Source organism: Brucella rhizosphaerae (assembly GCF_002252475.1).
Taxonomy (GTDB): Bacteria; Pseudomonadota; Alphaproteobacteria; order Rhizobiales; family Rhizobiaceae; genus Brucella; species Brucella rhizosphaerae.
Genome location: NZ_NNRK01000017.1, coordinates 1 through 22,212 on the forward strand (window position 1 = coordinate 1; position 22,212 = coordinate 22,212).

Genomic DNA, 22,212 nt, shown 5'->3' on the forward strand with positions numbered 1-22,212 from the left:
CGGTTGGGGTGGTAACAGCGATTACGCCAACGACTATAATCTGGGAAATGGTGGCAATGGCGGAAATGGCGGCGTTGGGGGCACAGGCGTCGTTCTCGGTGGGCCGAATGCCGATCAGAGCCACATTATTCTGGGCGCTGGTGCCAGTGTTAAGGGTGGACAAGGTGGAGACAGGGGGGCTCGTGGAGGTGGTGGCTCGGTCTACAAAGGTACAATGTCTACGAGCAATGGCAACCGTGGTCTTCAGGGAAATGGTGGCCAGGGCGTCTGGATGAACGCTGCGAGCGACCTTCGCGTGGAGGTCGGAACAGGCGCGATCATTCAGGGCGGCGACGGAGCCGTGGGCGGTATTGGTATTGAAGGTTCTGCATCGCAATCGTTCATAGGCGTAGCAGGTAAAGTATCCGGCGGATTTGGTTCAGACGAAACACGCGCGGCAGCAATCTCGATCAACGGCTCGAACAACCTGCTGCAGCTTCTCAATGGATATCAGTTTGTCGGTGGAGTTAATCTGGGCACTGACGCCATGTTATCCTTTGCGGGCTTGGAAAACTCGACATTCGATCTTTCCTCGATAGGTGCGCAATTTCAGGGTTTCAGCCACATTCTTAAGGTTGACCAGAGCACATGGACGCTCAGTGGAAAGGCCAGTACGCGATTTAAAGATGTCAGTGTTGCGGACGGCATACTGGCACTCGGCCCTGATCAATCAGAACTGCAATCCGATACAGGCTTTATCGACGGCGGCAAGGTTATCGCAACTGGTAACGGCACCTCCGGTTCGGCCAAATGGACTGTTGATCAGTCTCTGGTCGTTGGCAACATCAATACGGGCAGCCTTGAGATAGCCAATGGCGGCGCTGTGAAGGTTGGGGGCGATCTGCTGATCGGCGGTCAACATTCGGTGTCGGGCACTGTCAATCTCAATGGTCCACAATCAAGCCTGACGGTGGATGGCATGTTGGCGGTCGGTGATTCCGGGCAGGGAACGATGACCGTTTCCAATGGCGCGCAAGTTCAGTCCGGTAAAGTTGCAATCGGCCAAAACTCCGGTTCCACTGGCTCCGTTCTTGTTACGGGTGCGGGTACGAAATGGACGGCGCGGGACATCTATGTCAGTGGTGGTAACGCCGATAATGATGGGGGCCGCGGCTCGTTGACCATCGCCGATGGTGCGATTGTTGGCGCCCCGCGCGGCATGATCGATATTGGCGATAATGGCGCTTATGGTGTTCTCAATATTGGTGCTGCTGAAGGTGAAGCCGCTGTTGCTCCGGGCATATTTGTTGGCCGTGATCTGATGCTTGCGCCATTTACCGATGCTGTTTTCAATCACAATGCGGTTGATTACAGCTTTGACGCTTCAATATCGGGTTTTGCGAACCTCAAATTTCTTTCGGGCAAGACCACGCTGACAGGCGACAGCTCGTTGTTTAACGGTAACGCTACTGTGTCCAACAGTACGCTGGATATTGCCGAAAGAGCAAAGCTCAATGGCACTTTGACCGTTAATAATGCCGGCCGACTGGAAGGATCAGGTCAGGCAGGTACGACGATCATCAATTCAGGTGGTGTTCTCGCGCCAACTGGTACGCGCTCAATGACACTCAATGGCGGACTCACCCTCAATGCAGGTGGCTCCATTCTCCCAAGTGATGCTGCGTCGCTCATTGTGAACGGTAAGGCGACATTCAATAGCGGTGGGCTCTATACATACAATCTTGCTATGGGCGGCTCTGGCACGACAGCAGCGACTGTTGTGAATGGTGACGTTGCGCTGAATGGCACGATGATGAATGTAACGGGCGCTCCTGCGATCGGGTATCATCGGGTAATCTCATATACGGGTAATCTGACCCAGACAAATGGCGGATTGAACGTCGGTCAGACACCAGATACGACGCCGTTCGGTTTCAGCTACACGGTGGATACCACGCGAGCACGGTCAGTCGATTTGCTCGTCAGTCCTCAAGGCTTGAATATTCTTCAGCAATGGGATGGCGGAGCTCCGGGTGGTACAGATCAGAATGGTATTTGGAATAGTACGAACCAGAACTGGTTAAACCCGGTTGGCGGAACTGCTGATACAACCTGGGGCCATGGCTATGCCATCTTCCGTGGGTTGGGCGGTACGGTCACGATTGATGGTGCGCAGTCGGCTGTTGGGTTGCAGTTTGCTGGCGGCAATTTCAGAATTGAGGGTAATGCCGGAGCGACGCTCAACCTGAATGGTTATAGCGGTTCGGGCATCGAGATTGTGGTGCCCGAAATACGTGTCCTTAATAATGAGGGAGGGCTGATAAGCGCCTCTATTGCCGGCACTTCCGGTCTGGAAAAAACCGGAGACGGTCTGCTGGTTCTCTGGGGAGACAACACGTATTCCGGCAATACTTACATCAGCGGCGGCATTCTTCAGGTCGCTTCAATGCAAAATCTGGGTTCGGCAAACAATACGCTGAATATCAATAACGGCACATTGAGAACCGCCAATAGTTTCGATCTGACCCAGGCTGTAACTCTGGGCGGCGTGTCTGGGATCAATGTTCTTTCAGGCCAGGAAATGAAAGTGTCGGGCGGCGTTTCAGGTGATGGCATGCTGTTTAAGGATGGCGGTGGCACACTTCTGCTTAGCGGAGCGAATAGCTGGTCAGGCGGCACCTGGATCAACGAAGGTACGTTACGCCTTGAAGCGAATAATTATTCGGCAATCGCCAGTAACACTGATTATGTCCTCACAGGCGGTCTTCTCGATCTCAATGGCAACGAGTTGCGTATGCGTTCATTGATCGGAACCGGTGGAGAAATCTCCATTGACGGCACGACGCTTACTATCGCTCAAGACGCCGATACGATTTATGCAGGCACAATAACCGGCAATGGTTTCAACAGTAATCTGGTCAAAACCGGCAGCGGAATGCTCGTGCTTTCCGGGAACAATAATTATTGGGGAAATACCACCATTAACGGTGGGTCTCTGGTAATTTTTGACGCGACAAATCTCGGGATCAATTCGGGCTTTGCGAAACTTGAAATCCGTAATTCGACGCTCATAACACTCGGCGATATCGAGCTTAATCGTCAGGTGGATTTAAGTGGTGAGGCAACAATAAATACGTTGTTTGGAACCACACTCGAACTCAGCGGAGCCATTTCTGGACCTGCAGGAGCATTGTATAAAGATGGCGCCGGACGGCTCATCATTTCCGGAAACGGAACCTATACCGGCGGTACGACGATCGCAGGTGGTATTCTGCAGATCGGTGATGGCAGCACGACTGGTTCTATAACCGGCAATATTGCCAATGACAGTTTACTGGTGTTCAATCGCTCAAATAGCTTTACGTATAATGGTTCTATATCCGGTGCAGGTGCATTGCTTCAGGCGGGAAGCGGAACAACCGTTCTGACGGGAAATCACAGTTACACTGGCAATACATTCATCACAGCAGGTACGTTGCAGATCGGTAATGGGGCCGCGACGGGTTCCATCGCTGGTTATGTGTTCAACAACGGAACGCTCGCATTCAATCGCAGCGATGACTATACATTCTCAGGCAATATCTTCGGTACTGGTGCTCTCGTTCAGGCGGGCTCTGGTACTCTTATTCTGGATGCCGACAACTATTATACGAACGGCACCCTTATCGAGAACGGTACGCTACAGATTGGTAGCGGAGGTACATCCGGCTGGATTGCTGGCGATGTCATCAACAATGGAACGCTGGCATTTGACCGCTCAGACGCGTTTGAGTTTTCAGGTAAGATCAGCGGAACTGGTGGATTTCAGCAAAAAGGCGAGGGGGCTGTCGTCCTCACAGGAGAGAGCAGCTATACAGGTGCCACAGATGTTCTATCAGGACGACTTGCAGTCAACGGTTCAATCGGCAGCTCGATACTCACGACAGTCCATGAAGGAGCAGAACTGGGCGGTATAGGTACGGTGGGGCAGACGTTCATTAATGGTGGCACGTTAGCACCCGGCAACTCCATTGGAACGCTCACTGTGGCGGGTGATCTGCGGTTAACGGCGTCCTCTCTTTATGACGTTGAAATTTCCACCTCAGATTCTGATCGGGTGAATGTGACGGGGCAGGCCGATTTGGGTGGCGCAACGGTTCATGCGTCATTTGATCCCGGCGGCTATGTGATGAAGCGTTACAACATCCTCAATGCAGAAGGTGGATTGGCTGGAAGCACGTTTGGTGAAGAGGTGACGACAAATCTGCCGGAGAATTTCGCCTCGCTGTTACGATACGATACTAACAATGCCTTCCTTGATCTCGAAATGAGTATTGGCGGCATGAATGTGAACCAACAGAATGTCTCCGCTGCGCTGGTCGATTATTTTGATGAGAACGGGCAAATACCTGTCGCTTTTGGTGGGTTGGATGCCGATGGTTTGACGGCGGCTTCCGGGGAGCTTGCGACGGCGGCACAACAAACGACCATCGATGCCATGAGCCAGTTCATGAACACTCTGGCTGATCCTTTGGTGGCTGGCCGGGCAGGGCGCATCACAAAAGCGCAAACATCTGACGCGGATATGTTTGAGAACCGCTGGAGTGTGTGGGGCGCGGGCTATGGTAGCTCTCGCAAAACGGATGGTGATGCGATTATTGGATCACATGACGCGCGTGGTCGTGCTTATGGTATCGCAGTCGGTGCAGATTATCTGGTATCGCCTGACACGATCCTCGGTTTTGCAGTTGCTGGCGGTGGTACCAAGTTCAGCCTCGCTGAAGGCATGGGCAGCGGCGACTCCGATCTGTTTCAGGCAGGCATTTATGGCAGGCACAATATCGGCAATGCCTATATTACCGGCGCACTTGCCTATGGCTGGCAAAGCATCGACACAGAGAGGACTGTTTCCTTCTACGAAACAGACCAGCTCAACGGCAGCTATCGTGCAAATTCGTGGTCTGGACGGCTTGAGGCTGGCTATCGCTTTGATACACCCTGGCTCGGCATAACCCCTTACGCGGCGGGGCAGTTTGTCAGCTTTGATCTGCCATCTTATTCGGAAAAAGCCTATGCGGGCAGCGACACTTATGCGCTTAACTATTCATCGCAGCGCGAAACTGTAGGACGTGGCGAACTTGGACTGAGCCTCGACAAATCTCTGGTACTTTCGGATGGCGTCTTCACAACGCGCGGACGTGTGGCCTGGGCGCGCAACTTCAATAATGACCGCAACGTCTTCGCCGCCATCAATGCACTGCAGGGAGCGGGTTTTGTGGTCAATGGCGCATCCCAGCCCAAAGATGTTGGACTTGCCAGCGTCTCAGCTGAGATGGTCTGGAACAATGGCCTATCGCTGGGTGCTGCCTTTGACGCGGAGTTTTCCGGTGCCAGCACAAATTATGCTGGCAAAGGTGTGCTCCGCTACAAATGGTAAAAGTGGGAGCTTGGGCTATCGAGGCCCAAGCTCTGCAGCGAGTTCATGCACACCTGAACGAATGCCATTGAACATTCCGAAATTGACGCGATTGGCGACAACGAAAATCCCGAGCTTACGGTTGGGTGAGAGGACCACGTAGGTCATGAAACCACCAAGCCCACCGCTTTTGCCCAAAAGCATGGGAACACCGTTGCGTGGCATTGTTACAACCCAGCCCAGCCCCATTCCTTCGCCACCTGTTACTTCTGTACCGACAACACGCTCCAGGCCGTCATATGGCAGCCACATCGTATGGTCGAGGGTATGGGCTTCTTGTGTTGCGGACGTCGGGTTGAGATGCCATTGCATCCACTTCACCATGTCATCGGCGGTCGAATAGACGCCCGCGCTGGCGTGCATGATATCTGGAACGACATTATTAGGGTCATTTTTGTCAAACGGATCAAGTCCAACCATCAGCCGTTTTTTCTGTTCGTCGTTCAGCGTTGTTGTTGTATCGCTCATGCCTGCAGGCTCGAATACTCTGCTCTTTAAGAGGTCTGCAAAGCTGCTATTGCCCGCCTTGGCGAGGGCATCGCCCATCAATCCGTAACCGAAGTTTGAATAAAGGGTAGTCGTGCCTGGCGCATAGGCTGGCGCGTTCGATCCGATCCATTTCCAGTAATAGTCACGATCAAAAGCATCGAACGGATTGTTCGAGGGGGTCGCATCGGGATCGGCAAGCTCGCGCGGCAAGCCCGCTGAATGGGTTGCCAGATCGAGAAGTGTGATAGGCCGACCTGTTTGTTTAACGCTGACACCATCAGGCGCATAGCGTTGAAGCGGGTCTGTCAGTTTCAATTTACCATCTGCTGCCAACGACGTAAGGACGTCGGTCGCAAAGACCTTGGAGATTGAGCCGAGGCGGAAAACAGATTTGCTGTTCGGTTCGATATCATTGCCGGGCGCTGTTTCCCCAAAACCCTGCACAATGCTTTCATCACCGCGGACGACCGCAATTGTCAGAGCCGGTGCGCCGGAACTCAGGAATAATGCCATGCCGGTCATTGAGACGGCGTCTTTCAAAGCAAGGTCTTCAGCACTTGCGTGCTGGACTGTCACAAACGTCAGCGCGCTGGTTATCAGTAGCGCGCGGATGAAGTGTGCAGGGCAGTTTTCAGACGACTGGCTCGAACGCATGTTGATCCCTCAGTGCATGGTGAGTTGCATTGTTCCGTTGCCGAGAGCATTGAGAACAAGCGTCGCTCCGGGCAATCACAGAAGGATGAATCAACCCGCCGGTTGGACGAATGAACATGGGTTCGGATGGCCAGAAAACCGGACTATCTTAAACACCCAACCGTTCGCGCAAGGGTTTGCGATAGACGCGCGAGACTGGCCATGATTGCTGTATGGCGCGCATCTTAATAAGCCACTTGTCCGGTTTGCTTCTGTCGACATCGGAAACATGCAAAGCATTGACGAATGCAGTTCGATGGACGCGAAAGAAATAGCTTTCCGGCAAAATACTCATCCAGATGCCGAGTGATCGTGAATCGAGCAGCATCGAGCCATCATTCAACCAGATTTCGCTATAATTTCCCGCTGAACGGACGCCGACGATTGTTTCGGGCGCCACGCCGCGAACAACACCTCGTTTGCGCAGATATACGACCGGTTCGGTCTCTTCTTCTGGAGCAATAGCGATCTGTTTGTTGTTACTGCCATACTGAGCCTGTGCAATCAGATTGGCGCATTGAAACATCGCTTTGATTTCGGCACCAGACCATTGATGATATTCACGTGTTGTATCGAAACCGATGATGCCGCGTAATCGCCCATCGTAAAATATCGGGATACTCAGGATGCTTTTATTGCCCTGTCGGGAGAACTCGACCTGTATCGCCCGCGCGGCACGTGGCAGGCTATGGACATTGTTGACTGCTACAGCTTTACCGGCAGCCAAATACCGATGCAGCCAGCCGATAAGCGTTGTGGGAGCTTCCTGCAATTCCTCAAGGAAGGACACCGTCCCACCTCTGCACCATTCATAGATATTCCGAAAACGCAGCAGATCGTGGCGATACTCAATTATCCATGCACGGTCTGCGTTGGATGCATTGCCGACAAAATCCAGATAATCAGCGATAGCAGTATTGAGCGGATGCGTGAGCAGATCCATCGCGCAGATATAGGGCCAGTCCATTGACGGCTCATCTGCGCAATCCTGTTCAGAGCAAATCTGATAGGCTTCAATGATACGGTCCAAACCCCACTCCGAAGTTTGTCTGAATTGGCGTTAAATTGGATTTTACGATCAGGGTCTTGCCGCAGCATTCTGTTATATTGCCCAAAACGCCAGCGAAGGACCGGATTACATTATCCATTTCTGATCCCCAAGCACCAGAAATTAATGCAGGAAACAGCAGATTTTCGCTGAATCTTAAGGGGAAAGCACCCGTTTTGCATCGCATCGGATATTTTGGACTGGATTTCTCATAATACTGCTTGCGATGGCTTCTCTTAATGTAATAACATTACATATATGGATCGTTTCTCGATCCCCTTTCGATCAGTAGAAGCGCTGGAATCCATGACTGATGCATGCCTGACTTTCCGTGACCTGACGCTTGGCTACAACAGCCACCCGGCGGTCCATCATCTCAGTGGTGTGGTCCGTAAGGGCTCGCTGACTGCGGTTGTCGGGGCAAACGGCTCGGGAAAATCCACCTTGATGAAGGGTATAGCGGGAATTCTACGGCCAATGTCGGGTCTGTGCATCGCAAGCAAGACGCAAAGTCTCGCCTATCTGCCGCAGCAATCGGAGCTGGATCGTTCTTTTCCAGCACGTGTCATCGATCTCGTTGGAATGGGTCTGTGGCCAAGGCGTGGGCTGTTGGGCCGACATAATTCCCGCGACCGACAGACATTGACCGATGCGCTCATAGCGGTTGGGTTGGAAGGCTTTGAGAGACGTCCACTCGATAGTCTGTCTGGCGGGCAGCTCCAGCGCACATTGTTCGCGCGGGTGCTTGTCCAGAATGCCGAGCTGATCCTGTTGGATGAGCCATTCAATGCAGTTGATGAGAAAACTGTTGCCGACCTGATTGGACTGATCAAGGGCTGGCATCATGAGAAGCGTACAGTCATGGTTGTCGCCCATGATCTTGATCTGGTCCGGGAGAATTTTCCTGAAGCATTGCTGTTGGCGCGTCGAGCAGTTGCCTGGGGCAATGCAGATGAAGTGCTGACATCCGAAAATCTTGCGCGCGCTCGTCATTTCCATGAAGCCTGGGACGATGCAGCGCCTTGGTGTGAGGCTGAGCATAGCCATCAGCCCGCCTCAGCCGGTGTGCAAGCGTTCAATAAGGACGCAGCATGACCACTCATTTTCATGAATTCTTTATCGCTCCGTTCGCGGAATTTGCCTTTATGCAAAGGGCATTGCTGGGGGCGATCTTCCTTTCTATCAGCGCATGTCCTGTGGGTGTATTTTTGATGCTGCGCCGTATGAGCTTGACTGGCGATGCAATGTCCCACGCCATTCTGCCGGGCGCTGCTGCCGGCTTCCTGTTTTACGGTTTGGAAATCGTTCCGATGACCATTGGCGGGATGATCGCCGGAATAGTGGTGGCGCTGGGGGCAGGTGCCGTCTCACGCCTGACAATCCAGAAGGAAGATGCCTCGATGGCCGCCTTCTATCTGATATCCTTGGCAATTGGCGTCCTGCTGGTTTCGATGCGTGGATCAAGTGTTGACCTGATGCATGTCTTGTTCGGGACCGTACTGGCGCTCAATAATGATGCGCTGTTCCTGATTGCGCTGACCACAATCCTGACGTTGGGAACGCTCGCCGTATTCTGGCGCGCGCTGATTGCTGAATGTCTTGACCCCTTGTTTCTACGCTCGGTTTCGCAGCTCGGCTCACCGGTGCATTTCATCTTCCTGGGCCTTGTGGTGCTCAACCTTGTGGCGGGCTTTCAGGCGCTGGGCACGTTGCTATCCGTGGGGCTGATGATCCTGCCTGCCGCATCGGCGCGCTTCTGGACAAACCGCGTTGAAACCATGTGCATTCTGGCGATGGTCTTTGGGCTTGGCGCTTCGCTATCCGGCTTGCTGCTGTCCTATCATCTGTCGCTGCCGTCTGGACCGGCCATCATTCTTTCTGCGGGAGCCGTTTATTTTATCTCGGTGCTCGCGGGAACCCGAGGCGTGCTTGTGACACGCAGGTCTCGAAAATCGCATAAAATTGCCTAACAATCAGAAGGACTTATTGAAATGATGAGGCAATCGAAACTTGCCCTTGTATTGAGTGTCGCAACATTGGTGGCTTGCTCGCAAGCGGGCGCAGAAGAGCAAAAACTCAAGGTTATTGCCACCTTCTCCATCTTGGGTGATATGGCGCAGAAAGTGGGCGGCGACAGAATTACACTGCGCACGCTGGTTGGCCCCAATGGTGACGCCCATGTCTATGAACCGAAACCGTCGGATGCCATCGCAATGGCCAAAGCTGATGTGGTTCTGGTGAATGGTCTGCAATTGGAAGGCTTTTTGTCCCGGCTTGTCGAAGCGAGCGGAACAGAGGCCGAGATTGTTGAGGCGACTGAAGGCGCCGAGATTTTGCGCGATCCGAATGGCGGTCATTACCACTATTACGGTACCAAGGCGGTATTCCATGAAGCGCCATTCGATCCCCATGCCTGGCAGTCTGTGGGCAATGCCAGGATCTATGTTCAGAATATCGTTTCAGCATTTTGCAAAGTCGATGCCAAGGGATGTGATGCTTACAAGCATAACGCCGCTGCATATCAGCAGGAATTGGATACGCTCGATGCCGAGATCAGGAGTAAAATTGCATCCATTCCGCAGGATCGGCGCGTTGTAGTCGTTGCCCATAATGCATTTCGGTATTTTGAGAATGCCTATGGCGTGAAGTTTTTGTCGCCACAAGGCGTCTCAACAGAATCTGAAGCATCTGCTGCCGATGTTGCGGGCGTCGTTCGCGATATCAAGGAGAACCGGGCTGCGGCTGTTTTCGCCGAAAATATCGCCGATGCGCGTCTCGTTGAACAGATTGCATCTGAATCCGGGCTCAAACTCGGTGGGGTGCTTTATTCTGATGCACTGTCCGCACCTGATGGTCCCGCCGCGTCTTACATCGACATGATGCGTTACAATACCGAAACCATCCGGGCAGCAATCACCCCCCAATAAGTGCAGTCAATATCACTACCACTGCGTCTTTGAATGTTATGTAATATCATTAATAAGGAGAGTTCCATGAAAAAGCTGATGCTGACTGCTTCGGCGCTTGCAATGGCCGTCTGCATGACGAGCGGAAATGCGCTGGCCGAAGAAGACAATGTGACCGCGTGGCGGTTATTTGTGTCAGACCATGCCGAGCCTGTCGTCAATGTCATTGATGCTCTCGACGGCGACAAATTAGAGAGTTTCAAGATCAAGGGTCCAGCATCGCTCTATCGTAGCGAAAGCGGAGAAACAGTATACGCTGTACAGGGATCTGCGGGCGAGGTGTCCGCTATTTCGACCGGAATTTCATTCCATGACCATGGCGATCATGCTGATATTGATGTCGATGATTCAAAGCTTCTCAAGGTTGAGTTGTCGGGATTGAAGCCTGCGCACTTTGTCGAACGGCAGGGCAATATTGCGCAGTGGTTTGATGGAGAAGATGCGGCGCGTTTCTTCACCGAAAATGCGGCTCTCGGCGAAAAGCTCGAGGTGAAGACAGCCAATGTCGTCGCTCCGCATCACGGCGTGTCGGTTCCGTATGATAATTATGCTGTTGTAACGATTCCAAATCCGGAAGATGCATCCAAGCGACCAATCGGCGCGCGCATTGTTGATTTCAAGGGCAATAAAGTTGGCGACGATGTTGCATGCCCCGGCCTGCACGGGTCTGCTGGTTCGGGCAGCATTTATGCTCTTGCCTGTGATACGGGGTTGTTGCTCATCACACAGGATGGTGACAAACCTGTTATCAAGCATCTGCCTTACGGAAAATCGCTACCCGAAGGCAGTTCATCCACTTTGATCGGTGGCAAGGGGCTGCAATATTTCATCGGCAACTATGGACCTGACCGGATTGTTCTGGTCGATCCTTCAGAAGCTGATGGTGGATTCCGTTTGGTTCAGCTTCCAACAAGGCGCGTACATTTTGCAGTTGATCCGGTGCGCCCGAAGTTTGCCTATGTCTTCACTGAGGATGGCCAGCTTCACCAGCTTGATGTTCTCAAAGGTGAAATCGTCAAATCGATCAGGTTGACTGAGCCATATTCGATGGATGGTCATTGGAGTGATCCGCGCCCACGTATTGCAGTTGCAGGCGACAACGTCGTTGTGAGTGATCCGCTTAAAGGGCAATTGCATCTCGTTAATGCAGTCTCATTTGAAAAAGCAGGCGATATTGCAGTTGCCGGCAAGCCTTTTAACCTCGTTGCAGTTGGCGGCTCTGGCAAGGTCCATGCGGGCGAAGCCGGACATAACCACGACTGATAATACTTTCTATCTCCATCCGTCGTGAAACTTGGCCCGACCTTTTCAGGTCGGGTTCTTTTTTGTGCGCTTAATAATTGATCGTCACAACAACCGTGTCCGTATAAACTCCCGAAGCGGGGGTCGCCTGGGGCGCGACACGGCCATAAACCGGAACGCTTTCCGTTGCTCCGGTTCCAGTTCTTGATACAATCTGACCAGCCGTATTGCCCCATGGGACGGTGCGTGTGCTATTTGAGTAGAGCCCGTAAATGATCGCGGTTGAGCCAAGTGTCATTCGGCGCTGTGTCGGTTGAGCATTGCTCAAACCGCCATTCAGCGAAATGCTATATGGCAGACCCAGTGTGCAGTTAATTGTCAGCGCGCCATTGGCGTCAATATTCGACGTCATAGCACTGTGAGTTCCAAAATTAAGGGGGCTTGCAGACACTGTACAACTGCGATTGACAATTGCCTGAACATTGAAGCTTGGCTGAATCGGATTGTCGGCGACTGTCGAACAGTCGGGAGCCCCCAAGAGATAGCGAACGTAGTTTATGCGTGCCTGTCCACCGGAAAACATTGATAAATAGGTTCCTGCCAGTTTGGACGCCTGTGAACCGAGTATGCGTCCATAAATTGTGCGGGTTGCCGTACCCGGCCCCAGAATAGGTGCTATGACATCGATCGCTGGCACGGTGCCCAATGTTGTGTTGGTAGATGATCCCCAAAGGACTGTCCGGTTGGCGTCCTGAAAAAATTGATAGGATAATGTATTGGCGCCATTGGTCATCAAGCGTGTGCTCCCGGAGCTTCCTCCACTTCCAGCGTTGAGATTCGGGCATACCCGCATAAGCAGCTGCAGATTAAGCGAACTTGAACAGGTAACGCTGAGCACTGCTGTTGTGTCGATAGCCCCGCCGGCCTGGAGGTTGACCGTGCCGAAATTCATGTCCGAGATGGTGGACGTGCAGGTTTGAGCAATCACCACGCTCGCACTTGTGACGCTCAGAAATAGTGCAGCAATGAAAATCAGGAGTTGTTTTGTCATGGGTCTTTCCGGCACACGGCATCAGGTATCGTTGTGCGTTCATTGGCTTTTGCAGGAGCGGTGAAAGTGACGGTGCAGTTTTCACCGTTTGACTGCCGAATAATCAGCGTATTTGTTTCGGCAATATTCTCAGCGTAGACCTGACCATCATAGCCGACGATCGTGGTTTCATCGTCATTGAGTTGGGCTGATGCGCCTGTTTGAATATAATCACCTGCCTCGTTGCGAATGGTTATCAATGCAGGTCTGGTGTCAGCAGATACGTTGAAATCGACAACAGCACCGCTGCGATCACTCGGGCGTACAACCTGACGCGTAGTGCTTACACTCGCATCGAGTGGCAGGTTTGATGGATCAATTGAAATGGCGTTGTCTTCATAGGAACGCAGATCCGACACGAGCAGCTTGCCGCGTTTGTTGGTCTTGCCAATTGGGCGGTTTTCATAAAAGACCTCTACATCAGGCGCCCCAACGTCAACCACGCTGAAGGCGTCGCTGACGCGATTGGCGAGAAACGCCCCGCCACCTGCCACGATGATTGCGCCTTCAAACTGTGCTGTCCCGCGCACACTATCATTAAACTTTTCGACACCGGCCTCGGCGCGGCCAATCGAGCTGCGATAGCTGCCACTGGCGGCAATGATGTCATTTTGTCCATAAGAGCCGCGGACACGCCATCCTGTACTACCGACGACAGGCTGCTCGGATTTCATGAGGTCCGCAGTGACACTCGTGCCGGTATCATCCGAAGAAATGCCGGTCGATGCAGTAATATTGCCGTCCATCATCCATGACAGACCGGCGAAGACGCCAAAGGAGCCTTTGCGTTCGAGATCGGTGAAGGTGGAGAAAAACACATTGCCCTTCTGTCCGATGGGTTTGGTTGCGGTCATGCTGACAATGCGGGACTTGTCGAAATTCGCCGTTTCCAATTGCGCGTATGAAAAGTTGAGATTGAGGTTCTCGAATATGGGAGGCAAGGCAATAGAAGCCTGATCGAGCGATCGCGGTGGCTTTGCATTGTAAAGCGTCGAGGGTAGCCCGAACCTGGCGATATCGGCGGTGACGGAAGCCATGTCATTGAAGTCGCCGAAAGTCCGTTGCGTTCTTGCGAAAAACTTGATGTTCCAGAGTTCAGCTTCGAGGCTTGCGGCAACCTGATAGCCGGTTTCATCACCAAAGCGGCTGCTGGATGCCGCAACGGAGCCAACGCCGAAAGTGCCGACATTGAAGACGCTGCCAGCGCCTGCATTGTAGAAATTTTCGGCGCCTTCGGCATGGGCTTCGATGGTGAAGTTATTCGTCAGACCGTAGCGGAGTGTTGCAGAGCCTATCGGCCGCTCATCATAATTATTCGATTCAACACCATAATAGCGGCGGGCAAAACCAATCTCGGCGGAAAAATCTGCAAGTCCCTTAGCCAAAAGATCAGACGACGCATAGAATGGCGTCTCCGAGACTGTTTCACGGCCAAGCGCATCGCGAACCACAAGACGCGCTGTGCCAGCACCTGTAATGATCGGTAGATTGGTGATTGAAAATGGTCCCGATGGAACCGAACGTGAGGCGCGTTGAGCATTGTCGACATAGACATCGACTGTTGAAGGCACTGCGGCAGAACCGGAAAGCTCTGGCAACGGCATCGTTACCAGATCGGGGCGCAGCGTGAAATTGCGGCGTATTTGTATGCCACCCAGGCGAGTTGGGCGTGTCCAGGATAGGCCACCAGAGATTATATCGCCGACGTTATACGTCATCAGACGCGTCGGATCGGAATAGGACCATCGTGTATCAAGTCGCGTAGAACCAAAGTTTGCCACGTCTGAAGAGCTTAAAATCTGCGATGACGTCAGTATACCATAAGGACCGAACAGACGTCCTTCGAGCAGGCTTGAAACACCTTGGAATGACGTCAGATCGTCCCATTTCGAACCACCAGTCGAACCATAGACGGTATAGTTGATCAACCCTCCCAGATTGCTTGTTACGACTGGCTTTTCCTCCTCGCTGGCTTGCGGTGTTTCATCGGCTTGCGCATCAATGATCCGCGCCGCACGGCTATCCTCCATGGCGTCAAAGCTTACAGTCTGGTTCTCTTCATCATAAGTTGCCACCACACCGGGTAGCCGGCCGATATCGACCCAGCCGTCCTCCCTTGTCGCTTCCTTCGCAGGCTTGATGCCGACATTTTTCAGTTGCTGGGACTCTATTAACAGGAGCCCGTCGGGTGTTTGACGAAAGGCAGCAATCAACTCCGAAGATGAACCATTCACGAAGACCTCGAGTTGCAGCTCTTGAAATTCATCGTCAGGACTAGCGATTCCTGCCGAAGGGGGTGGCAAATCTTGAGCTGCAGCCTTCGGAAAGGCCGAGAAGATCGTCAGACAAGCAATCGTCAAAACAGCAAGGTCAACCGCCCCTGACGTTCGCTTGTGCATTAATCGGGCCAGCTTCGCTTTGTGCTGAGATCGTCAGCGAACCACCACCCCGATTATTGCGTGTACCGGGGATGAACCAGGAAACACTTGATTTCCCGAGCACATAGCCCACAAGTCCCTTTTGTTGTGCGACGGGCGCACCGCCTTTGTTCTGTAACGCCAGATCGGAGACGCGCATGCGCTTGTCTCCCCGGTTGTTGACCGTGATTTGATATCCGCCAGCCTTTTGCTGCACATTCCAGGCCACATCAGCACCGCTGTTGTCCTGTGGTGAGAAGAAGACCGGAATAGAATGTCTGATGACGAGATTGACGGTTCCCGACTTCTGTTGTGAAGAACTTGGCAACTCGTCCACGATCAGGCGGTAGCTTTCTTCTGCTTTGACAGGCCGCTTTGATGTGCGAACCACGCGAACCATATTTTCGCCGCCCGCCTTCAGTTGCGAGATCGGCGGACTTACGGCGACATCTGTGGCGGGGGTATAGCTATCGACGCCGTTGCTCTGGCTCCACCGGAAGATTCTGACCTGTACATTGATGGGGTGTTTTGCATCGTTCCAAATCCGAACGCTGGACGCGGCCGTTGGGGCGCTAAGGTCTATCAGAACCGGAGACACTCTTAACGATGCCGCGTTTGATTGCGCAGAAGAAATATGCAGGCCAGCAACAACCAGCGCTGCAAGTATGAGAATACGCATGCAAGTCTCCCTTTACGTTCAATACGTTATCGTCGCAGTAACCGTATCGGTATAGACGCCGGGGGCCGGTGTGTTCTGAGGGAGGACGCGGCCATAGACAGTGAACTGCTGAGCCGCACCTGTGCCTGTTCCTGAAACAGTGTCGGTGCCAACAGAGGCGCCCCAAACCGTGTCACGTGTGGCTGTTTGGTATAGCGAATAGGTAACTGTCGCACCGCCGGCTCCTGTCATAAGACGGCTGGCGACGGAGGCGTTTGATCCTGCACCTTCGCTCAAGCCAATATTGAAAGGAGTGGTATTGGTGCATTGAACCGTCACGACACTGGTTGCATCGGTGTTCGCCGCCAGGACCCCGTGCGTGCCAAAATCCATATTCGTTGCCGAGTTGATCTGGCAGGCGCCTGCTATGGTTATCTGAACTGTGAACTGCGTAGAAGTCGTTTGCGCGTTTACAATGGTCGGTATCAACAAACCTGCGGTAAAAATTCCTGCAAGCGTACTAAACTTAATACACATAGTCCCTCCTGAATGCTCAAAACGGACCGATAATCGGCCGTCCTCCAAGGTATTTTGCATTACAAGTATATGTATTTGTTTTTCTTATTAGTTTTTTAGTGTATGGGCATTTCAAGCCCATATCAACATTTCTAACGATTTTTATCTCCTGAAATTGCAAGAAACTTAAATATAATTCCCTTTTAGTTCAGTTTCCGTTAAGTTTGAACGGGAAATAATTTCGTTAATCGAACTATAGTGTCAATTTTATACAAAAAATATCAATTTTATACTATTTACTGCATTCGGTATCAACTCCAGTGCTGCTTATAGAGATGATTCTTTTGTTTGGCTTCCTGTTATTTTAGTAGGTGCTGAATCGCTGTGGTTCTGCGCCATGTGGTTTTTGTCATTCCTCTGTCACGAGGCCGGAATAAAAGCGCGCAAACCATTCAGATTGCGCGAATATGCTACATGAAACTCAATTACACGCAGAAGCTGCTGTTGAAGTCGCCGGGCTAAGCCTTGCCTATGGCAGCAGCGTGATCCTCAAAAACGTGGATCTGACCCTTCCAAAGGGACAAACGCTTGCCCTACTGGGTCCGTCTGGATGTGGAAAGACGACGCTTCTGCGGCTTGTCGCCGGATTGCTGGCTCCGACCAAGGGGTCTGTCACCATCAATGGTATAAAAGTAGCTGATGCTACGAACGGCACCTTTGCGCCACCGGAAAAACGTCATCTTGGCATGGTGTTTCAGGATTATGCACTCTGGCCGCATATGTCAGTATACGGGAATGTTTCGTTTCCGCTGGAGATGCGCGGTATAGGGCGTGCGGAGCGCGAAAAGCGTGTGAAGTCGGCGCTGGATCGCGTTGGCCTTTCGGGTTTCGGGGATCGCTCAATCAGCGACATGTCCGGTGGTCAGCAGCAGCGTGTAGCCATTGCACGTGCGATCGTTGCCGAGCCTGGTCTGGTGCTTTTCGATGAGCCGTTATCGAACCTTGATCGCGAATTGCGCGAAAACATGGTCAGTGAGATCGGTCAGCTTGTCGCCAATCTCGGTCTGACTGCAATCTACGTCACACATGATCAAAGTGAGGCTTTCTCACTGGCGCATCAGGTGGCGATCATGCGGGCAGGGGTAATAGAACAACTTGCAGCACCTGAAATGCTGGTCGCCTATCCTACAACACCCGCTGTTGCGGATTTCCTGCGTCTTGGCTGTGTGGTGCCGGTGGAACGTGAAAATAGCTTCTATCGTATTTCTCAAACTGAAGTGCGGTTGAGCCATGTTGCCATGCCGCCACATGCGACGCATGTCCTTCTGCCGTCGCGTTCTGTGCGCAGCGTTGCAATCGACGATGCAGCAATTCGGGCAACAGTCTTACGTACTCATTTCCGCGGAGATGGCCATCTGACGACGGTTCGCATTGGCGCACAGCATGCCGGACATGAACTGACCTATCTCGATCACAGCCGGCTTTCGCCCGGTATGCCGGTCGGCATTGCCATCGATCCAGAACAGCTGCGCTGGTTCTCGTAACAATCACTTCACGTCACTGCATCTCAGGAGAGATTTATGAAGAAGTCCCTTATTGGCGCCACGATTGCCTTTTCAGCAGCACTGCTTGCCAGCACGGCTGCATTTGCTGACGTCACCGTCTATTCGGCAGGTCCGGGCAAGCTGATCGAAGGTCTGGCCGCAGGCTTTACCGCCAAGACTGGCACGAAGGTCAATGTCTTTCAGGCAACGACCGGCAAGGTCATGGCACGTATTGAAGCCGAAGCTGCCAATCCGGTTGTGGATGTTCTGATTTCAGCGTCATGGGATACAGCAACCGATTTTGCAAAGCGCGACTGGCTTGTGGCTTATACGAGCCCCAATGCTGAAAAGGTTCCTGATTTTCTGAAGAATGAAACAGCTGTTGCCCAGGGTGTTTCGGCACTTGGTATCGCATGGAATCCAAACAGCAAGACCCCGAAGCCAACCGAGTGGGCAGATCTTGCCAAGCCGGAATATAAGGATCTGGTCAATTTGCCTGATCCAGCGCAGTCGGGTGCAACTTTCGAACTCGTTGCCGCTCTGCAGACAGAGCAGGGGTGGGATCTTTTCAAACATCTGCATGAAAATGGTGCAGCTGCTGCCGGTGCCAATGCCGAAGCGCTCAACCCGGTGCTTCAGGGTGCAAAGGCCGCTGTATTTGGAGCAGTCGATTACATCTCGCTCGCAGGCAAGGCCAAGGGCGAAGCAATTGATGTCATCTTCCCTGAATCGGGCACGGTTATTGCCCCGCGTCCGGCCATGATCCTCAAATGGTCGAAGAACCAGGATGAAGCCAAACAGTTCATCGATTACATGCTGTCGGATGAAGGTCAGAAGATGGTGGCGGATACCTATTTGATGCCTGCGCGTTCTGACATTGCAGCAAACCGTCCATTGATCAGCGATCTGAAGATTCTGAAGATCGACGCAGCAGCCGTTTATGGCAAGCGCAACGAAACGTTGAAGGAATTCAACGCGATCTTCGGCGCGAAGAAATAAGATCTGGAGCACATTCCGAAAATTGTGAAACAGTTTTCGGATCAGATGCGCGTTCAAACGGCTCTTCCTGTTTCTCAGGGAGAGCCTCTTATTCTTTCAATTCAATAGATTATGAGCGAGTGGATATATTGTATCTGCTGCTCGGCGACCGCAGAGGCTATCATGAGTGCTAAGACCGCTACTGCTTCAAATCCCCTTGGTTTTGTGGCTGTCATAGGACTCGCGATTGTGGTTGCGGTTCCATTCATTTTCATCGTTTTGCAAGCCATTTTCCCGCAGATCGGCCAAGGTCTGCTGACTGCACCCTTTGCCCATTTGCCAGCTCTTTTTGAAGATCCCAGGCTCTTGCGCATGACCGGTAACACTGTGTTGCTCGGGCTTTGCGTGGTGGCATTGTCGGCGCTGATTGCAGTGCCTCTGGCGGTATTCCGGGCACTGTATAAAGTGCCTTTCGCGCTGGTGTGGGACGTATTGATGCTGGTGCCGTTCATGATCCCGCCCTATATCGCAACGCTTGGCTGGATCATGACATTACAACCGCGCGGCTATCTCGATCAGCTTGCGGGCTTCCATCTCGCGCCATTTCTGTTCTCGCTTGCGGGCATGACATTTGTCATGGCGCTCAATACATTTCCATTGGTCTATTTTGCGGTTTCGCGCACCATCGAAGCAGTCGGAGCACGTTATTCGGATGTGGGGCGTGTTTTTGGTGCATCGCCCTGGCGTTCGTTCTTCCGGATCACGCTGCCATTGGCAACGCCCGGACTGGCCGCAAGCTTGTTGCTCGTTTTTGCCTCTGCCATTGAGGAATACGGAACACCTGCCGCACTTGGCAGTCGTTCCGGTTTTGAAGTTCTGGTAACGGAAATCGACCTTAGAATATCCGACTGGCCGATTGATCTTTCAGGAGCGGCGGTCTTCTCGTTAGCGCTGGTCTGTCTTTCGCTCGCAGCGTTCATGTTTCAGCGTTGGATTTTGACGCGTCGCTCCTATGTGACAACAGGCGGCAAGCCGCAGAACAAAGACAAGCGGGATCTTGGAACACTCAAAATCCCGGTCGTGATTTTGTTTGCTGTGATAGCTTTCGCCGCAACCGGCGTGCCGCTCCTTGCAATCCTTGCGACGGCAATGTCGAAGACAATTTCCGGTGGGCTGACGCCTGCAAATCTTGGCTTCGATAATTTTGCAGATATTGCGGATAATAGCGCGGGTGCCATGCGCGCGCTGGTCAATAGTCTGTCGCTTGGCGTAGCAAGCGCTTTGTTGACTGGCTTTCTTGGTGCAGTCGCCGCTTATGCGGTGGTAAAAATGCGCTTCCGTGGGCGCTTTTGGCTGGATGTGTTGACTGTCTTGCCGAATTCCCTGCCGGGTGTCGTGGTTGCGGTTGGCCTTATCCTCGCATGGAACCAGCCATCGCTGCTCATTTCGCCTTATAATACACCGCTGATCCTGCTGCTTGCTTACTGCTGTATTTTGCTGCCGCAGCCAATTCGCTACGCGACAGCTGCGTTTCACCAGATCGGCGATAATCTCGAAGCAGCGGCACGGGTATGTGGTGCAAGCAGTTTTACGACATTCCGCCGCATCATGCTGCCGCTGATTGCGCCCAGCCTTATCACTGCGATGCTGCTGGTCTTTGCGGTGGCGACGCGAGAGCTGGTGGCATCGATTCTTGTGGCGCCTGTTGGTATGCAGACCATATCGATTTTCATCTGGCGACAGTTTGAGCAGGGATCGGTTGGTCTTGGCATGGCGATGGCATTTATCGCGATTCTGCTGACAACACTGCTGCCCTTGCTGCTGATGGGGCTTTTGAAACGGACTGGTCTGGTGAAAATCTGACCCTGTCGACAAATTGCGTACAGAGATTTATCCTTTCAGCATGTCACGGTAGGAGTGGCATCTGCTGAAAGGAATAAGGAATGTCTGTCACAACCCATGCGCCGCGTATTTCCAATGATGAGCGGCTGCAGCGATTGGAAATTTTGCGCCGTTCTCTGAGCGAAAAAGGCGTTGGTGCTCTGCTACTTGGGTCAACCGCAAGCCTGCGTTATTTCACAGGTCTTGTCTGGCATTCGAGTGAACGCCTGCTCGGTGCCATTATCACACAGACAGACATTGTTTATATTGTTCCGGGTTTTGAGCAGAGCCGCGTGGAAAGCCTTCCGCATTTGCCGGGCGAAATCTGCGTCTGGCAGGAAGAAGAGAATAGTGCTGCACTGGTTTCCTCGCTGTTAAAAGCGGGTGACACACTAGCCGTTGACGATGCTGTGCCGCTGTTTGTCTATAATGCTTTGTGCAACGAAATCGGTGCTGATCGTCTTGTCGATGCAGGGCCAATTATCCGTGAGCAGCGTATTCGCAAGTCTGAAACAGAGATCGGCATTATCAAATATGCCATGGAGCTGACGCTTGAGGTTCATCGCCGTGCGCACCAGTTCATCCGTCCGGGCATAGCCGCGTCGGAGGTCGTGCGTTTTATTGATGAGCAGCATCGCGAAATGGGCGCCTCTGGCGGCTCAACTTTCTGCATCGTTTCTTTTGGTAAGGCAACATCGCTACCGCATGGTGCCGATGGTGAGCAGTTTTACAAGAACGGTGATGTCATTCTCGTTGATACAGGTTGCCGGATCGATGGCTATCATTCTGATCTGACGCGCACCTATATGCTGGAAGAACCGACAGCCGAGTTTGAGCGCATCTGGACGATCGAGCGACAGGCGCAACAGGCTGTGTTTGATGCAGCAAAAGTTGGTGCGGCCTGTTCCAGCCTTGATGATGCCGCCCGCGCTGTGATGGTCAAGCATGGTCTCGGACCAGACTACCAACTGCCCGGCCTGCCGCATCGCGCAGGCCATGGCCTGGGTCTCGAAATCCATGAAGCGCCGTATATTGTTCGTGGCAATCAGTTGCCGCTCGCGCCGGGCATGTGCTTCTCCAATGAACCGATGATTGTTGTGCCAGGGCAGTTTGGTGTGCGCCTTGAGGACCATATTTACATGACGGATCAAGGCCCTGAGTGGTTCACTCAGCCTGCCAAGGGACCAACTGAACCTTTCGCGTAGAATGCGTTTCGATCTGATTGTATCAGATTGGCGCTCTAATCATTTGTCTTA

The 22,212-nt window shown here is 52.7% G+C and carries 15 protein-coding genes; 9 read left to right on the forward strand and 6 right to left on the reverse strand.

From position 1 onward, the window contains the following. The coding region (locus CEV32_RS02235) for an autotransporter domain-containing protein (protein ID WP_094573820.1) at positions 1-5,395 on the forward strand (5,395 nt) is incomplete at its 5' end. Between the two features lie 15 nt (positions 5,396-5,410). Here CEV32_RS02235 and ampH read toward each other — a convergent pair. Both ampH and CEV32_RS02245 read right to left on the reverse strand, forming a co-directional pair. Beyond that, positions 5,411-6,577: a D-alanyl-D-alanine-carboxypeptidase/endopeptidase AmpH gene (gene ampH / locus CEV32_RS02240; RefSeq protein ID WP_094573821.1), complete on the reverse strand. Its 1,167-nt coding sequence runs from the start codon at positions 6,575-6,577 to the stop codon at positions 5,411-5,413. A 148-nt stretch (positions 6,578-6,725) separates the two neighbouring features. After that, positions 6,726-7,646, reverse strand: a complete 921-nt coding sequence (locus tag CEV32_RS02245) for a GAF domain-containing DNA-binding protein (protein WP_208620789.1) — start codon at positions 7,644-7,646, stop codon at positions 6,726-6,728. A gap of 324 nt (positions 7,647-7,970) precedes the next feature. On the opposite strand from CEV32_RS02245, the gene aztA reads away from it, so the two are divergent. The 4 genes from aztA to aztD all read left to right on the forward strand — a co-directional run bounded on the left by aztA (position 7,971) and on the right by aztD (position 11,893). Then, a complete protein-coding gene (gene aztA, locus CEV32_RS02250) occupies positions 7,971-8,759 on the forward strand; it encodes a zinc ABC transporter ATP-binding protein AztA (protein WP_094573822.1) in 789 nt (262 codons plus the stop codon). Beyond that, positions 8,756-9,634, forward strand: a complete 879-nt coding sequence (gene aztB, locus CEV32_RS02255) for a zinc ABC transporter permease AztB (RefSeq protein WP_094573823.1) — start codon at positions 8,756-8,758, stop codon at positions 9,632-9,634. The genes aztA and aztB overlap by 4 nt, the downstream gene beginning before the upstream one ends. Before the next feature lie 21 nt (positions 9,635-9,655). After that, a complete protein-coding gene (gene aztC, locus CEV32_RS02260; RefSeq protein WP_094573824.1) occupies positions 9,656-10,591 on the forward strand; it encodes a zinc ABC transporter substrate-binding protein AztC in 936 nt (311 codons plus the stop codon). Positions 10,592-10,657: 66 nt separating this feature from the next. Next, positions 10,658-11,893, forward strand: a complete 1,236-nt coding sequence (gene aztD / locus CEV32_RS02265; RefSeq protein ID WP_094573825.1) for a zinc metallochaperone AztD — start codon at positions 10,658-10,660, stop codon at positions 11,891-11,893. Between the two features lie 70 nt (positions 11,894-11,963). On the opposite strand, the gene CEV32_RS02270 is transcribed toward aztD, so the two are convergent. From CEV32_RS02270 to CEV32_RS02285, 4 genes are read right to left on the reverse strand one after another with little or no spacing between them, the layout of a single operon-like run. After that, entirely contained in the window at positions 11,964-12,923 is a 960-nt protein-coding gene (locus CEV32_RS02270; RefSeq protein WP_094573826.1) for a Csu type fimbrial protein, read from the reverse strand. Further along, entirely contained in the window at positions 12,920-15,361 is a 2,442-nt protein-coding gene (locus CEV32_RS02275; RefSeq protein WP_094573827.1) for a fimbria/pilus outer membrane usher protein, read from the reverse strand. The genes CEV32_RS02270 and CEV32_RS02275 overlap by 4 nt, the downstream gene beginning before the upstream one ends. Continuing rightward, on the reverse strand, positions 15,333-16,058 hold the full coding sequence (locus CEV32_RS02280; RefSeq protein ID WP_094573828.1) for a fimbrial biogenesis chaperone: 726 nt from the start codon (positions 16,056-16,058) through the stop codon (positions 15,333-15,335). Before CEV32_RS02280 ends, CEV32_RS02275 begins: the two co-directional genes overlap by 29 nt. Positions 16,059-16,076: 18 nt before the next feature. Beyond that, on the reverse strand, positions 16,077-16,574 hold the full coding sequence (locus CEV32_RS02285; RefSeq protein ID WP_094573829.1) for a Csu type fimbrial protein: 498 nt from the start codon (positions 16,572-16,574) through the stop codon (positions 16,077-16,079). Positions 16,575-17,020: 446 nt separating this feature from the next. On the opposite strand from CEV32_RS02285, the gene CEV32_RS02290 reads away from it, so the two are divergent. From CEV32_RS02290 to CEV32_RS02305, 4 genes are all read left to right on the forward strand, one after another. Next, a complete protein-coding gene (locus tag CEV32_RS02290; protein WP_094573830.1) occupies positions 17,021-18,097 on the forward strand; it encodes an ABC transporter ATP-binding protein in 1,077 nt (358 codons plus the stop codon). 36 nt (positions 18,098-18,133) lie between these two features. Then, positions 18,134-19,096 carry an ABC transporter substrate-binding protein gene (locus CEV32_RS02295; RefSeq protein WP_094573831.1) on the forward strand — a complete coding sequence of 321 codons (963 nt, stop codon included), beginning with the start codon at positions 18,134-18,136 and terminating at the stop codon, positions 19,094-19,096. Positions 19,097-19,258: 162 nt separating this feature from the next. Beyond that, positions 19,259-20,938 (forward strand): ABC transporter permease, encoded by a 1,680-nt coding sequence (locus CEV32_RS02300; protein ID WP_094573832.1) that lies wholly within the window; start codon positions 19,259-19,261, stop codon positions 20,936-20,938. Between the two features lie 80 nt (positions 20,939-21,018). After that, a complete protein-coding gene (locus CEV32_RS02305) occupies positions 21,019-22,161 on the forward strand; it encodes a M24 family metallopeptidase (protein WP_094573833.1) in 1,143 nt (380 codons plus the stop codon). Positions 22,162-22,212 lie beyond the last annotated feature (51 nt).

Coding starts and splice junctions, on each gene's coding strand:
- CEV32_RS02275 (WP_094573827.1), bottom strand. CDS start 15,361: ATGCACAAGCGAACGTCAGGGGCGGTTGACCTTGCTGTTTTGACGATT.
- CEV32_RS02305 (WP_094573833.1), top strand. CDS start 21,019: ATGTCTGTCACAACCCATGCGCCGCGTATTTCCAATGATGAGCGGCTG.
- aztD (WP_094573825.1), top strand. CDS start 10,658: ATGAAAAAGCTGATGCTGACTGCTTCGGCGCTTGCAATGGCCGTCTGC.
- ampH (WP_094573821.1), bottom strand. CDS start 6,577: ATGCGTTCGAGCCAGTCGTCTGAAAACTGCCCTGCACACTTCATCCGC.
- CEV32_RS02270 (WP_094573826.1), bottom strand. CDS start 12,923: ATGACAAAACAACTCCTGATTTTCATTGCTGCACTATTTCTGAGCGTC.
- aztC (WP_094573824.1), top strand. CDS start 9,656: ATGATGAGGCAATCGAAACTTGCCCTTGTATTGAGTGTCGCAACATTG.
- aztA (WP_094573822.1), top strand. CDS start 7,971: ATGACTGATGCATGCCTGACTTTCCGTGACCTGACGCTTGGCTACAAC.
- CEV32_RS02280 (WP_094573828.1), bottom strand. CDS start 16,058: ATGCGTATTCTCATACTTGCAGCGCTGGTTGTTGCTGGCCTGCATATT.
- CEV32_RS02295 (WP_094573831.1), top strand. CDS start 18,134: ATGAAGAAGTCCCTTATTGGCGCCACGATTGCCTTTTCAGCAGCACTG.
- aztB (WP_094573823.1), top strand. CDS start 8,756: ATGACCACTCATTTTCATGAATTCTTTATCGCTCCGTTCGCGGAATTT.
- CEV32_RS02290 (WP_094573830.1), top strand. CDS start 17,021: ATGCTACATGAAACTCAATTACACGCAGAAGCTGCTGTTGAAGTCGCC.
- CEV32_RS02285 (WP_094573829.1), bottom strand. CDS start 16,574: ATGTGTATTAAGTTTAGTACGCTTGCAGGAATTTTTACCGCAGGTTTG.
- CEV32_RS02300 (WP_094573832.1), top strand. CDS start 19,259: ATGAGTGCTAAGACCGCTACTGCTTCAAATCCCCTTGGTTTTGTGGCT.